12 protein-coding genes and 2 pseudogenes are annotated in these 13,893 nt (G+C 53.3%); 13 read left to right on the top strand and 1 reads right to left on the bottom strand.

Annotated features, from left to right (window positions below; genetic code table 11):
• Window positions 1-546 precede the first annotated feature (546 nt).
• The 7 genes and pseudogenes from dnaK to ACSZO4_RS14285 all read left to right on the top strand — a co-directional run bounded on the left by dnaK (window position 547) and on the right by ACSZO4_RS14285 (window position 7,441).
• Complete coding sequence (dnaK, locus tag ACSZO4_RS14315) at window positions 547-2,463, top strand: molecular chaperone DnaK (protein ID WP_437889674.1); 1,917 nt, start codon at window positions 547-549, stop codon at window positions 2,461-2,463.
• 87 nt (window positions 2,464-2,550) lie between these two features.
• Entirely contained in the window at window positions 2,551-3,687 is a 1,137-nt protein-coding gene (gene dnaJ, locus ACSZO4_RS14310) for a molecular chaperone DnaJ (RefSeq protein WP_437889673.1), read from the top strand.
• 168 nt (window positions 3,688-3,855) lie between these two features.
• Window positions 3,856-5,019: a Na+/H+ antiporter NhaA gene (gene nhaA / locus ACSZO4_RS14305; protein WP_437889671.1), complete on the top strand. Its 1,164-nt coding sequence runs from the start codon at window positions 3,856-3,858 to the stop codon at window positions 5,017-5,019.
• Between the two features lie 29 nt (window positions 5,020-5,048).
• Window positions 5,049-5,942, top strand: a complete 894-nt coding sequence (gene nhaR / locus ACSZO4_RS14300; RefSeq protein ID WP_437889669.1) for a transcriptional activator NhaR — start codon at window positions 5,049-5,051, stop codon at window positions 5,940-5,942.
• 87 nt (window positions 5,943-6,029) lie between these two features.
• Window positions 6,030-6,341: pseudogene (locus tag ACSZO4_RS14295) on the top strand (antibiotic biosynthesis monooxygenase family protein).
• A 4-nt stretch (window positions 6,342-6,345) separates the two neighbouring features.
• Window positions 6,346-6,753, top strand: coding sequence for an amino acid-binding protein (locus ACSZO4_RS14290; RefSeq protein ID WP_437889667.1), 408 nt, complete (start codon window positions 6,346-6,348; stop codon window positions 6,751-6,753).
• A complete protein-coding gene (locus ACSZO4_RS14285) occupies window positions 6,734-7,441 on the top strand; it encodes an ArsR/SmtB family transcription factor (RefSeq protein ID WP_437889666.1) in 708 nt (235 codons plus the stop codon). Before ACSZO4_RS14290 ends, ACSZO4_RS14285 begins: the two co-directional genes overlap by 20 nt.
• Before the next feature lie 59 nt (window positions 7,442-7,500).
• On the opposite strand, the gene rpsT is transcribed toward ACSZO4_RS14285, so the two are convergent.
• A complete protein-coding gene (gene rpsT / locus ACSZO4_RS14280; RefSeq protein ID WP_437889665.1) occupies window positions 7,501-7,764 on the bottom strand; it encodes a 30S ribosomal protein S20 in 264 nt (87 codons plus the stop codon).
• An 89-nt stretch (window positions 7,765-7,853) separates the two neighbouring features.
• On the opposite strand from rpsT, the pseudogene ACSZO4_RS14275 reads away from it, so the two are divergent.
• The 6 genes and pseudogenes from ACSZO4_RS14275 to ispH all read left to right on the top strand — a co-directional run bounded on the left by ACSZO4_RS14275 (window position 7,854) and on the right by ispH (window position 13,858).
• Window positions 7,854-8,083 (top strand): annotated as a pseudogene (locus ACSZO4_RS14275) (DUF2575 domain-containing protein).
• Between the two features lie 7 nt (window positions 8,084-8,090).
• Window positions 8,091-9,029, top strand: coding sequence for a bifunctional riboflavin kinase/FAD synthetase (ribF, locus tag ACSZO4_RS14270; RefSeq protein WP_437889664.1), 939 nt, complete (start codon window positions 8,091-8,093; stop codon window positions 9,027-9,029).
• A 37-nt stretch (window positions 9,030-9,066) separates the two neighbouring features.
• Window positions 9,067-11,883, top strand: a complete 2,817-nt coding sequence (ileS, locus tag ACSZO4_RS14265) for an isoleucine--tRNA ligase (RefSeq protein WP_437889663.1) — start codon at window positions 9,067-9,069, stop codon at window positions 11,881-11,883.
• Window positions 11,883-12,380 carry a signal peptidase II gene (gene lspA, locus ACSZO4_RS14260; protein ID WP_437889662.1) on the top strand — a complete coding sequence of 166 codons (498 nt, stop codon included), beginning with the start codon at window positions 11,883-11,885 and terminating at the stop codon, window positions 12,378-12,380. Before ileS ends, lspA begins: the two co-directional genes overlap by 1 nt.
• Before the next feature lie 76 nt (window positions 12,381-12,456).
• Window positions 12,457-12,927 carry an FKBP-type peptidyl-prolyl cis-trans isomerase gene (gene fkpB / locus ACSZO4_RS14255; RefSeq protein ID WP_437889661.1) on the top strand — a complete coding sequence of 157 codons (471 nt, stop codon included), beginning with the start codon at window positions 12,457-12,459 and terminating at the stop codon, window positions 12,925-12,927.
• Window positions 12,908-13,858 carry a 4-hydroxy-3-methylbut-2-enyl diphosphate reductase gene (gene ispH / locus ACSZO4_RS14250; RefSeq protein ID WP_437889660.1) on the top strand — a complete coding sequence of 317 codons (951 nt, stop codon included), beginning with the start codon at window positions 12,908-12,910 and terminating at the stop codon, window positions 13,856-13,858. Before fkpB ends, ispH begins: the two co-directional genes overlap by 20 nt.
• Window positions 13,859-13,893: the final 35 nt, after the last annotated feature.

Below are 13,893 nucleotides of genomic sequence, written 5' to 3'. Positions count from 1 at the left end.
GCGGGCATCGTGAAAAATCTATGGCAAAGAAAGCCTTATGTTCTCATAACTGACGATTAAATCGCACCTTCCCTAATTCTCTGATTTTAGACATAAAAATCCCTCTTTAGTTTATAGTGTTGTTTGAATTATCTACAGTACGGCCACACTATTGCATCAGAGAATGTGTGATCAAAATGAAAATTTGTTTCATTTTATGTAACTATTTGTTTGGTAAATGCTTTGTATTCTATTCTCATTTTTCTGAATGTTAGGCGTTGGTGGATGATTTCAATCTGCTCTGAAAATACGCAATCACCAGTTGGGGCAATCTATAGGCATTAATTAAGTCTTGAAGACTGGACGTACAATCTGTGCTCAAGATTTATCAAGTAAAAAATTTTTTAATCCTTCCCCCTTGATGAGCGCCGTTACGACCCCATCTTGTAGTCAACCGCAGTGTGTGGGCCTGAAAAAAAGCGAAGGGGAGCCGTTGAAACTCCACAATTCGCCCTTATTACAGGTTCACAACCACATGTTGACTGAATTTTTAGTGGAGACGTTTAGATGGGTAAAATTATTGGTATCGACCTGGGTACTACCAACTCTTGTGTAGCGATTATGGATGGCACTACTGCACGTGTGCTTGAGAACGCCGAAGGCGATCGCACCACGCCTTCTATCATTGCTTATACCCAGGATGGTGAAACTCTGGTTGGTCAGCCGGCTAAACGTCAGGCAGTGACAAACCCGCAAAACACCCTGTTTGCGATCAAACGCCTGATTGGCCGCCGCTTCCAGGATGAAGAAGTTCAGCGTGACGTTTCTATCATGCCGTACAAAATCGTTGCTGCTGATAATGGCGATGCATGGCTGGATGTGAAAGGCACCAAAACAGCGCCGCCGCAGATTTCTGCTGAAGTGCTGAAAAAAATGAAGAAAACGGCAGAAGATTACCTCGGTGAAGCGGTAACTGAAGCGGTTATCACCGTACCGGCTTACTTCAACGATGCTCAGCGTCAGGCAACCAAAGATGCTGGCCGTATCGCCGGTCTGGAAGTCAAACGTATTATTAACGAACCGACTGCTGCTGCTCTGGCTTACGGCCTGGACAAAGAGATCGGTAACCGTACTATCGCGGTTTATGACCTCGGTGGCGGTACTTTCGATATCTCTATTATCGAAATCGACGAAGTTGATGGCGAAAAAACCTTCGAAGTACTGGCAACCAACGGTGATACCCACCTGGGTGGCGAAGACTTCGACAGCCGTCTGATCAACTATCTCGTTGAAGAATTTAAGAAAGATCAGGGCATTGACCTGCGTAACGACCCGCTGGCTATGCAGCGCCTGAAAGAAGCGGCAGAAAAAGCGAAAATCGAGCTTTCTTCCGCTCAGCAGACCGACGTAAACCTGCCGTATATCACCGCAGATGCGACCGGTCCGAAACACATGAACATTAAAGTGACTCGCGCGAAACTGGAAAGCCTGGTTGAAGACCTGGTAAACCGTTCTATCGAGCCGCTGAAAGTTGCTCTGCAGGACGCTGGCCTGTCTGTTTCCGACGTGCAGGACGTTATCCTGGTCGGCGGTCAGACCCGTATGCCGATGGTGCAGAAAAAAGTTGCTGAGTTCTTTGGTAAAGAACCGCGTAAAGACGTTAACCCGGACGAAGCGGTAGCCATCGGCGCTGCGGTTCAGGGCGGCGTGCTGAGCGGCGATGTTAAAGACGTACTGCTGCTGGACGTTACCCCGCTGTCTCTGGGTATCGAAACCATGGGCGGTGTGATGACGGCGCTTATCACCAAAAACACCACCATCCCGACCAAGCACAGCCAGGTGTTCTCTACCGCTGAAGACAACCAGTCTGCGGTAACCATCCATGTGCTTCAGGGTGAACGTAAACGTGCGGGTGATAACAAGTCTCTGGGTCAGTTCAACCTGGACGGTATCAACGCAGCGCCGCGCGGCATGCCGCAGATCGAAGTGACCTTCGATATCGATGCTGACGGTATCCTGCACGTTTCCGCGAAGGACAAAAACAGCGGTAAAGAGCAGAAGATCACCATCAAGGCTTCTTCTGGTCTGAACGAAGAAGAAATTCAGAAAATGGTTCGCGAAGCAGAAGCGAACGCAGAATCTGACCGTAAGTTCGAAGAGCTGGTTCAGACCCGTAACCAGGGCGACCATCTGCTGCACAGCACCCGTAAGCAGGTTGAAGAAGCTGGCGACAAACTGCCTGCTGAAGATAAAACCGCTATCGAGTCTGCACTGAGCGCGCTGGAAGCGTCTCTGAAAGGCGAAGATAAAGACGATATCGAAGCGAAAATCCAGGCGCTGGCGCAGGTTTCCCAGAAACTGATGGAAATCGCTCAGCAGCAGCATGCCCAGCAGCAGGCTGGTGGTGCTGATGCTTCTGCGAACAACGCGAAAGACGACGATGTTGTTGACGCTGAGTTCGAAGAAGTAAAAGACAAAAAATAATCGCCCTGATGCAGGGTAAGTAATCAGCACGGGCGTAGGAGATCTCTCCACGCCCGTGCTCGCATGTTAAGGGGCTGAAAAACGACAATGGCAAAACAAGACTATTACGAGATTTTAGGCGTTTCCAAAACAGCGGAAGAGCGTGAAATCAAAAAGGCGTATAAGCGCCTGGCCATGAAATATCACCCGGACCGTAACCAGGGTGATAAAGAGGCCGAAGCCAAATTTAAAGAGATCAAAGAAGCCTACGAAATCCTTACCGATGCTCAGAAACGCGCAGCCTACGACCAGTATGGTCACGCAGCGTTTGAGCAAGGCGGTATGGGCGGCGGTGGCGGCTATGGCGGCGGCGGAGCTGATTTCAGCGATATCTTTGGTGACGTATTCGGCGATATCTTTGGCGGTGGCCGTGGTCGTCAGCGTGCAGCGCGTGGTGCTGACCTACGTTACACCATGGAACTGTCGCTGGAAGAAGCGGTACGCGGCGTCAGCAAAGAGATCCGTATCCCAACTCTGGAAGAGTGCGATATCTGCCACGGCAGCGGTGCCAAAGCGGGTACCAAGCCGCAGACCTGTCCGACCTGTCATGGACAGGGCCAGGTGCAGATGCGTCAGGGCTTCTTCGCTGTTCAGCAGACCTGTCCACATTGCCAGGGTCGCGGGACATTAATTAAAGATCCGTGCAACAAATGCCACGGTCACGGTCGCGTTGAAAAGAACAAAATCTTGTCCGTTAAGATCCCGGCAGGCGTGGATACCGGCGATCGTATCCGTCTGGCAGGTGAAGGTGAAGCGGGTGAGCATGGCGCACCGGCGGGCGATCTGTACGTCCAGGTTCAGGTAAAACAGCACCCGATCTTCGAGCGCGAAGGCAACAACCTGTACTGTGAAGTACCGATTAACTTTGCGATGGCGTCCCTTGGCGGCGAGATTGAAGTGCCAACCCTCGATGGTCGTGTGAAGCTGAAAGTGCCGCACGAAACCCAAACCGGCAAGCTGTTCCGTATGCGCGGTAAAGGGGTGAAATCGGTTCGTGGCGGTGCGCAGGGCGATCTGCTGTGCCGTGTGGTCGTGGAAACGCCGGTTGGTCTGAACGAGAAGCAGAAACAGTTGCTCAAAGATCTCCAGGAAAGTTTTGGCGGCCCGACGGGTGAACATAACAGCCCGCGTTCGAAGAGCTTTTTCGACGGTGTGAAAAAATTCTTTGACGATCTGACGCGTTAAAGGAATTTTTACCCAGCCAACAGGCCCGGTTGATACCGGGTCTTTTTTTGCTCATTTTTCATCATTCGGAAAAACAGAGTGTATTGCCAGATATAAACTGTTTTTATCGAAGAGTAGTGAGGAGTAACATACCCGCCACTATGGAATTGTGACGACGAGAGAATAACAGTGAAGCTTTTTTATCGTTTTATTAATAGTGAAGTTTCTGGCGGGATCATTCTGATTATCGCGGCAGTTCTGGCCATGCTGGCTGCTAATCTGGGCGCCACTCAGGATGCCTATGCCGCTTTTTTGCATATGCCCGTCGTTATCCAGTTTGGTGCGCTGGAAATCAATAAAAACATGCTGTTATGGATAAACGATGCGCTGATGGCTGTGTTTTTCCTGATGGTTGGCCTGGAAGTAAAATATGAGTTGATCAAAGGTTCGCTGGCGACCCGTCAACAGGCCATCTTCCCGGTGATTGCCGCCCTCGGCGGTATGGTTGCGCCAGCGCTGATCTATCTGCTTTTCAATTTCCACGATCCGCTGGCGCGTCATGGCTGGGCTATTCCGACCGCTACGGATATCGCATTTGCGCTGGGGGTTCTGGCGCTGCTGGGGAACCGGGTGCCGCTGGCGCTGAAAATCTTCCTGATGGCGCTGGCGATCATCGACGATCTGGGGGCGATAATCATTATTGCGCTGTTTTATACCAGCGAGATTTCCCAGACGGCCCTCGGAGTGGCTACCGCGTCGATAGTGCTGTTGGCGTTGCTCAATATCTGTAATGTGCGCCGTATTGGTCTTTATATCGCCGTCGGGCTGGTGTTGTGGACCGCAGTGCTTAAATCCGGGATCCATGCGACGCTTGCGGGCGTAATTGTCGGCTTCCTGGTGCCGCTGGATGAACAGAAAGGGACTTCTCCGGCGCGCCAACTGGTGACGGCCATTCATCCGTGGGTGACCTGGCTTATCCTGCCGTTGTTTGCTTTCGCCAATGCCGGGGTTTCATTACAGGGCATGTCGCTGGCCGGTCTTGGCAGCGTGCTGCCGTTGGGGATCATTATGGGCCTGTTTATCGGTAAGCCGGTGGGTATCACCCTGTTTTGCTGGCTGGCGTTACGCCTGAAACTGGCGAAGTTGCCCCAGGGCGCGGAGTTCAAACAGATTATGGCGGTTGGGGTGCTGTGCGGCATCGGCTTTACCATGTCGATTTTTATCTCTTCCCTGGCGTTTGGCGATGCTCATGAAGATATGGTTGCCTGGAGTAAGCTGGGTATCCTGACCGGCTCGATCACGTCTGCGGTGGTGGGGTATTGCCTGTTACGTTCAAAGTTAGCGCTGCGCTAAACAAGAGTGGCATACAGGAGGGGCAGGCGATGTCATATATTAATTACAATCACTTATATTATTTCTGGCACGTCCATCGGGAGGGCTCTGTCGTCGGTGCGGCGGAAGCTCTCCACCTCTCGCCACAGACCATCACCGGGCAGATCAAACTGCTGGAAGAGCGTTTGCAGGGCAAGCTGTTCAAGCGTAAAGGACGGGGGCTTGAACCAACAGAGCTGGGCGAGCTGGTGTTTCGCTATGCGGACAAGATGTTTACCCTCAGCCAGGAAATGCTCGATATCGTTAACTACCGCAAGGAGTCACACCTGCTCTTTGACGTGGGTGTGGCGGATGCGCTGTCGAAAAACCTGGTCAGCGGCATTCTGGATGCCGCCGTTCAGGAGGGAGAGCCTATTCATCTCCGCTGTTTTGAATCCACTCACGAAATGCTGCTGGAGCAGTTGAGTCAGCATAAGCTCGACATGATTATCTCCGACTGCCCGATAGATTCGACTCAGCAGGAAGGACTGTTCTCGGTGAAAATTGGCGAGTGTGGCGTCAGCTTCTGGTGTCAGAAACCGGCGCTGAATAAACCCTTTCCGGCCTGTCTGGAAGAGCGCCGACTGTTAATCCCTGGCCGTCGCTCTATGCTCGGGCGCAAGCTACTCAACTGGTTTAACTCGCAGGGACTCAAGGTGGAGATCCTGGGCGAATTTGATGATGCGGCGCTGATGAAATCCTTTGGCGCGGCCCACAAGGCCATTTTTGTCGCCCCCACGCTGTATGCGCAGGACTTTTATGCGGATAACAGCATGGTGGAGCTTGGGCGCGTGGAGAATGTGATGGAGGAGTACCATGCCATCTTTGCCGAACGTATGATCCAGCATCCGGCAGTGCAACGTATCTGTAACCGTGACTATTCGCCACTCTTTCGCGGCCTCTGACACTCCCGACACACTTCGTTGACCAGCGAAGCATCCCTTTTTCAGTTCGGTAGATTTATCACCACTAACACACCGAGGTGATAAACCATGATTGCTGTACTTTTTGAAGCGGATGCGGTTGCTGAAAAGCAGGCGCGCTATCTTGAACTGGCCGGGCAGCTCAAACCGCTGCTGAGTGATATTGACGGCTTTATTTCCATCGAGCGTTTTCAGAGCCTTACCACTGCTGGAAAAATACTCTCGCTGTCCTGGTGGCGTGATGAAGAGGCGATTCAACAATGGAAGAAAAATCACTTTCACCGTGCAGCCTAGGTTGAAGGGCGGGAAGAGATATTTTCCTTCTACCGAATCCGTATCGCCCGACTCGAGCGGGAATATTCTTCACTGGCTCAGGAGTAAGGCAATGTACGATATTCACGTTATTCTGACGAATAAACCCGGCGAGCTGGCAAGGCTGGGAAAAACCCTGGGCAGTAATGGGATTGGTCTTGAAGGTGGCGGCGTATTTAGCGTGGGTCATCAGGCCCATGCGCATTTTCTTGTCGAAGAGGGGCCGCGAGCGCAAGACGTGCTGGAGGCCGTGGGCTTTAATGTTGCCGGGGTAGCACGCCCGTTGATCCGTAAGCTCAAACAGGAGCGGCCAGGGGAGCTTGGTGAGATTGCTACAGCCCTGGCGTTACGTGGCGTGAATATCCTGGTACAGTACAGTGACCACGCGAATCAACTTATTCTGCTGACGGATAATCCGCACCTTGCCCGTGAGGCAACCGAAGCCTGGGAGATAACAGCCAGTGAGTGCCACTCATCCTGAACAACGTCCTGATGACGAGTCTCTCGAACTTTCGGTGGCGGCGATTGGCGCTGCCATGTCCGACCCTTCACGGGTAAAAATACTGTGTGCGCTCATGGATGGGCGCGCATGGACGGCCACTGAACTGAGCGCCGTCGCAGGGATCTCGGCGTCCACCGCCAGTGCTCATCTCAACAAACTGGTTACCAGCCAGCTCATCACTTTCCTGACTCAGGGTCGCCATCGCTATTTCCGTCTTGCAGGCCAGGATATCGCACAGCTTATCGAACTGATGATGGGCGTTTCATGGCGACGGGTTCAGCCCCCTGAGACCCGAACGCCGTTAAGCCTGAGGCGGGCACGTACCTGTTACGATCATCTGGCGGGCGAACTGGCGGTTAAAATTTATGACGCGCTACGAGAAAAAGCGTGGATAAGCGAAGACGGCGCGGCGCTGACGGAAGAAGGGAGTGCTTTTTTTAGCCGCATCGGCATGCCGGTGTCTGGCAAAACAACGCGCAAACGGTGCTGTGCCTGTCTCGACTGGAGTGAAAGACGCTCTCATCTTGGCGGGCAGGCGGGGGCCGTGATGCTGGTACATTTTGAGCAAAAAGGCTGGATACGCAGGACGCCGGGCTTTCGGGAAGTGACGTTCACCCGTGAAGGCATCAGTGCTTTGCAGACCTTATTCGGCATCAGTGATAAATAGCAGATATAAAAAAACCCGCATTAAGCGGGTTCTTTTCACAAAGCACAACAAGCAGGCGATTAAGCCAGTTTGCTGATCTGTGCAGTCAGGTTAGCTTTATGACGAGAAGCTTTGTTTTTGTGGATCAGACCTTTAGCGGCCTGGCGATCCACGATCGGTTGCATTTCGTCAAATGCTTTCTGTGCAGCAGCTTTGTCGCCAGCTTCAATCGCAGCGTACACTTTCTTGATGAAAGTACGCATCATAGAGCGACGGCTTGCGTTGTGTTTGCGAGCCTTTTCAGACTGAACGGCGCGCTTCTTAGCTGATTTGATATTAGCCAAGGTCCAACTCCCAAATATGATCTATATGGACAATTCAAAGGCCGAGGAATATGCCCTTTCGGTCTTCTTTTGTCAATGGATTTGTGCAAATAAGCGCCGTTAATAGACAACGCTCGTTACGTAGTGATGGCGCAGGATTCTACCAGCTTGCGGGCGTCGAATACAGCCTTTCCACCATAAAAATCACTAACCCGTCCAGTTTTTCATACCAGAAGGCGGCAGCTTAATGAAATCCTTCCCCTTTCTGGCGGCTTCTGGCAATCGTCGGTTAACGTTGCACGTAGTACAAGGTATAATCCGACGATTTTCACTGTTTTGAGCCGGACATGAAGCTGATACGAGGCATACATAATCTCAGCAAGGCACCGCAAAGGTGTGTGCTGACTATTGGTAATTTCGATGGCGTGCATCGTGGTCATCAGGCGTTATTACAAGGGCTTAGCGAAGAAGGCCGCCAGCGTGGTCTGCCGGTTGTGGTGATGATTTTCGAACCACAACCCCTTGAACTTTTCGCGGGTGAAAAGGCCCCCGCGCGTCTGACCCGTTTGCGTGAAAAGCTACACCTGCTGGCAGAATGCGGTGTGGATTACGTGCTGTGTGTCCGTTTTGACCGCCGTTTTGCGGCGCTAACGGCGCAAAACTTTGTCAGTGACCTGCTGGTCGACAAGCTCGGCGTGCAATTCCTTGCCGTTGGCGATGATTTCCGCTTTGGTGCTGGTCGCCAGGGGGATTTCTTGTTATTACAGACGGCCGGGCAAAAATATGGCTTCGACGTCACCAGCACGCAAACATTTTGCACCGATGGCGCGCGGGTGAGTAGTACCGCGGTTCGCCAGGCGCTGGCTGATGATAATTTTCAGCTTGCCGCGGATTTGCTGGGCCATCCGTTCAGTATTTCCGGGCGCGTTATCCACGGCGATGCGCTGGGGCGTACGATAGGTTTTCCGACGGCGAATGTACCGCTGCGTCGTCAGGTCTCCCCTGTTAAAGGGGTCTATGCGGTAGAAGTGATGGGTTTAGGCGATACATTACTTCCAGGCGTTGCCAATATAGGGACACGCCCGACGGTTGCTGGCGTGCGCCAGCAACTGGAAGTCCATTTGCTGGATGTTGCAATGGACCTGTATGGTCGCCATATAGATGTAATACTGCGTAAGAAGATACGCAACGAACAGCGATTTGGCTCGCTGGATGAACTGAAAGCGCAAATCGCACGTGATGAGTCAACGGCCCGCGAGTTCTTTGGGCTATCAAAACCGGCTTAACTGCCTGACACGTAATAAATACGGAACCGAGAATCTGATGAGTGACTATAAATCTACCCTGAATTTGCCGGAAACAGGGTTCCCGATGCGTGGCGATCTCGCCAAGCGCGAACCGGGAATGCTGGCGCGTTGGACCGATGATGACCTGTACGGCATCATTCGTGCAGCCAAAAAAGGCAAAAAAACCTTCATTCTGCATGATGGCCCTCCATATGCGAATGGCAGCATTCATATTGGTCACTCTGTTAACAAGATTCTGAAAGACATTATTGTGAAGTCCAAAGGACTCGCAGGATATGACTCGTCTTACGTTCCGGGTTGGGATTGCCACGGTCTGCCCATCGAACTGAAAGTCGAACAAGAATTCGGTAAACCGGGTGAGAAATTTACCGCCGCTGAGTTCCGCGCTAAGTGCCGCGAATACGCCGCAGGTCAGGTTGACGGCCAGCGCGCTGACTTTATTCGCCTGGGGGTTCTGGGTGACTGGTCACGTCCGTATCTGACCATGGACTTCAAAACTGAAGCCAATATCATCCGCGCGCTGGGTAAAATCATCGGCAACGGCCACCTGCACAAAGGCGCCAAGCCGGTGCACTGGTGCGTAGACTGCCGTTCTGCACTGGCGGAAGCGGAAGTTGAGTATTACGACAAAACCTCTCCGTCCATTGATGTGGCCTTTGAAGCAGTCGATCAGGATGCCGTCAAAGCCAAATTTGGCGCTTCCTCCGTTAGCGGCCCGATTGCGCTGGTTATCTGGACAACCACGCCGTGGACGCTGCCTGCTAACCGCGCGATTTCCCTCGCGCCTGAGTTTGAATACGCGCTGGTGCAGGTTGATGGCAAAGCGGTGATTCTGGCGAAAGATTTGCTGGAAAGCGTTCTGAAACGTGCCAACATCAGCGAATTCAGCGTACTGGGTACGGTTAAAGGCGCAGAGCTTGAGCTGATGCGCTTCAAACATCCGTTCCTCGACTTTGATGTTCCGGCGATCCTCGGCGATCACGTTACCCTGGAAGCCGGTACCGGCGCGGTGCATACCGCTGGTGGTCACGGTCCTGATGACTACACCATCAGCCAGAAATACGGTCTGGAAATCGCCAATCCGGTTGGCCCGGACGGCGCTTACCTGCCCGGCACATACCCGATCCTCGATGGCGTAAATGTCTTTAAAGCCAACGATCTGATCGTGAACCTGCTGCGTGAGAAAGGCGTACTGCTGCATGTCGAAAAAATGCAGCACAGCTATCCTTGCTGCTGGCGTCACAAGTCGCCGATCATCTTCCGTGCAACGCCGCAGTGGTTTGTCAGCATGGATCAGAAAGGCCTGCGTGCGCAGTCGCTTTCTGAGATCAAAGGCGTGCAGTGGATCCCGGACTGGGGCCAGGCGCGTATCGAATCCATGGTGGCGAACCGCCCGGACTGGTGTATCTCCCGTCAGCGTACCTGGGGCGTACCTATGTCTCTGTTTGTGCATAAAGAGACGCAGGAACTGCACCCGAATACGCTTGAACTGATGGAAGCGGTAGCGAAACGCGTTGAGGTTGACGGTATTCAGGCCTGGTGGGATCTGGATGCGCGCGACATCCTCGGTGCTGATGCCGATAGCTATGAGAAAGTGCCGGATACGCTCGACGTCTGGTTCGACTCCGGTTCAACCCACTCCTCGGTTGTCGATGTGCGCCCGGAATTTGCCGGTCACGCAGCGGATATGTATCTGGAAGGTTCCGACCAGCATCGCGGCTGGTTTATGTCCTCCCTGATGATCTCCACGGCGATGAAAGGCAAAGCGCCTTACCGCCAGGTGCTGACCCACGGTTTCACCGTTGATGGTCAGGGCCGCAAAATGTCCAAATCCATCGGCAATACCGTGTCGCCGCAGGATGTGATGAATAAACTGGGCGCGGATATTCTGCGTCTGTGGGTGGCATCCACCGATTACACCGGCGAGATGGCGGTCTCCGATGAAATCCTCAAACGCGCGGCCGACAGCTATCGTCGTATCCGTAACACCGCACGCTTCCTGCTGGCAAACCTCAACGGTTTTGATCCGGCAACGGATATGGTGAAACCGGAAGAGATGGTGGTCCTGGACCGCTGGGCCGTCGGTTGCGCGCAGGCGGCACAGGACGATATCGTGAAGGCCTACGAGTCTTACGATTTCCACGAAGTGGTGCAGCGCCTGATGCGTTTCTGCTCCATCGAAATGGGCTCGTTCTGGCTCGACATCATTAAAGACCGTCAGTACACCACCAAAGCGGACAGCGTGGCGCGTCGTAGCTGCCAGACTGCGCTGTACCACATTGCAGAAGCGCTGGTTCGCTGGATGGCGCCGATCATGTCCTTCACCGCCGATGAAATCTGGGGCTATCTGCCAGGCGAGCGTGAGCAGTATGTCTTCACCGGCGAGTGGTATCAGGGGCTGTTTGGTCTGGCTGAAAGCGAAACCATGAATGATGCCTTCTGGGACGAGCTGCTGAAAGTGCGTGGCGAAGTGAACAAGGTGATTGAGCAGGCGCGTGCCGATAAGAAAGTGGGTGGTTCTCTGGAAGCGGCAGTTACCCTGTTTGCTGCGCCGGAACTGGCTGCCAGACTGACGGCGCTGGGGGATGAATTACGATTTGTCCTGTTGACCTCCGGGGCGAAAGTTGCCGATTATGCGGATGCGTCGACAGATGCCCAACAGAGCGAATTGCTCAAAGGCCTGAAAGTCGCATTAAGCAAAGCCGAAGGTGACAAATGCCCGCGCTGCTGGCATTACACCCAGGATGTCGGCAAGGTGGCGGAACACGCAGATATCTGCGGACGCTGTGTCAGCAACGTCGCCGGTGACGGCGAAAAACGTAAGTTCGCCTGATGAGTAAATCCGTCTGTTCGACAGGCCTGCGCTGGCTGTGGCTGGTTGTCGCCGTGCTGATTATCGATCTTGGCAGTAAGTACCTGATCCTCCAGAACTTCGCTCTGGGGGATACGGTGCCGCTGTTCCCGTCGCTTAATCTGCACTATGCGCGTAACTATGGTGCGGCATTCAGCTTCCTTGCTGATAGCGGTGGCTGGCAGCGCTGGTTCTTTGCCGGTATCGCCATCGGTATCTGCGTTGTGCTGGCGGTGATGATGTACCGCTCGAAGGCTACGCAGAAGCTGAACAATATTGCCTATGCCCTGATCATTGGGGGCGCATTGGGTAATTTATTCGATCGCCTGTGGCACGGTTTTGTCGTCGATATGATCGATTTCTATGTCGGCGACTGGCACTTTGCTACCTTTAACCTTGCTGATACCGCGATCTGTATTGGTGCAGCACTGATCGTGCTGGAAGGCTTTTTGCCTTCTAAAGAGAAAAAAACAGCATAAAGCCAGCTCGCTGGCGACCTGTTTTGTCGGCCGGGTACGCGGATACGTACCCGGCACAACAAGTGAGCAAACCTGCATGTCAAAATCCATACAGAGTAATAGCGCGGTGCTGGTTCACTTCACGCTCAAGCTCGAAGATGGCTCCACCGCTGAGTCAACCCGCAATAATGGTAAACCGGCGCTGTTTCGCCTTGGCGACGGTTCGTTGTCCGAAGGTCTGGAGCAGCACCTGCTGGGGCTGAAAGAGGGCGAGAAAAAAGCCTTTTCTCTTGAGCCTGATGCGGCTTTTGGCACCCCTGTCCCAGACCTTATTCAGTATTTCTCGCGCCGTGATTTTATGGATGCAGGCGAGCCGGAAGTCGGGGCGATTATGCTCTTTACCTCCATGGATGGCAGTGAAATGCCTGGTGTGATCCGTGATGTGAATGGTGATTCTATTACCGTTGACTTTAACCATCCGCTGGCAGGCCAGACCGTTCATTTTGATGTAGAAGTGCTGGAGATCGAGCCGGCACTGGAGGCGTTGAATGCAGATCCTGTTGGCTAACCCGCGCGGCTTTTGCGCCGGGGTGGACCGTGCTATCAGCATTGTTGAAAACGCACTGGAAATATACGGTGCGCCTATTTATGTCCGCCATGAAGTGGTGCACAACCGCTATGTGGTCGACAGCCTGCGCGAACGCGGGGCCATTTTTATCGAGCAAATCAGTGAAGTTCCTGATGGGGCTATTCTGATTTTCTCCGCGCATGGCGTCTCCCAGGCCGTGCGCAATGAAGCCAAAAGCCGCGATTTGACGGTTTTTGACGCCACTTGCCCGCTGGTGACGAAAGTGCATATGGAAGTCGCGCGTGCCAGTCGTCGTGGTGAAGAAGCCATTCTGATTGGTCATGCCGGGCATCCGGAAGTGGAAGGCACCATGGGCCAGTACAGCAACGAGAAGGGCGGCATGTATCTGGTGGAGTCGCCGGATGATGTATCGACGCTGGACATCAAAGATGTCGGCAAACTCTCGTTTATGACCCAGACCACCCTCTCGGTTGATGACACTTCGGATGTCATTGATGCCCTGCGTAGCCGCTTTCCAAAGATTGTCGGCCCGCGTAAAGATGATATTTGCTACGCCACGACGAACCGCCAGGAAGCGGTGCGCGCGTTAGCGGAACGGGCTGAAGTGGTGCTGGTTGTCGGGTCGAAAAACTCCTCGAACTCCAACCGCCTTGCCGAACTGGCGCAGCGGATGGGTAAATCCGCTTACCTGATTGATGATGCTTCGGATATCCAGGAAGCCTGGGTCAAGGATATCGCCTGCGTCGGCGTCACGGCTGGCGCATCCGCGCCGGATATTCTGGTGCAGAATGTTATTGCTCGCTTGCAGGAGCTGGGCGGCGGTGAGGCTATTCCACTGGAAGGCCGTGAAGAGAATATCGTTTTTGAAGTGCCCAAAGAGTTGCGGGTCGATGTTCGGGAAGTTGAATAACTTTTTCGCCCGACAGATATGAGAAGATGCCAGAC

Origin of the sequence: Phytobacter sp. V91 (assembly GCF_965644225.1) — a bacterium.
GTDB lineage: Bacteria > Pseudomonadota > Gammaproteobacteria > Enterobacterales > Enterobacteriaceae > CBFFRJ01.
This window is presented reverse-complemented; position numbering and strand designations above follow the sequence as displayed.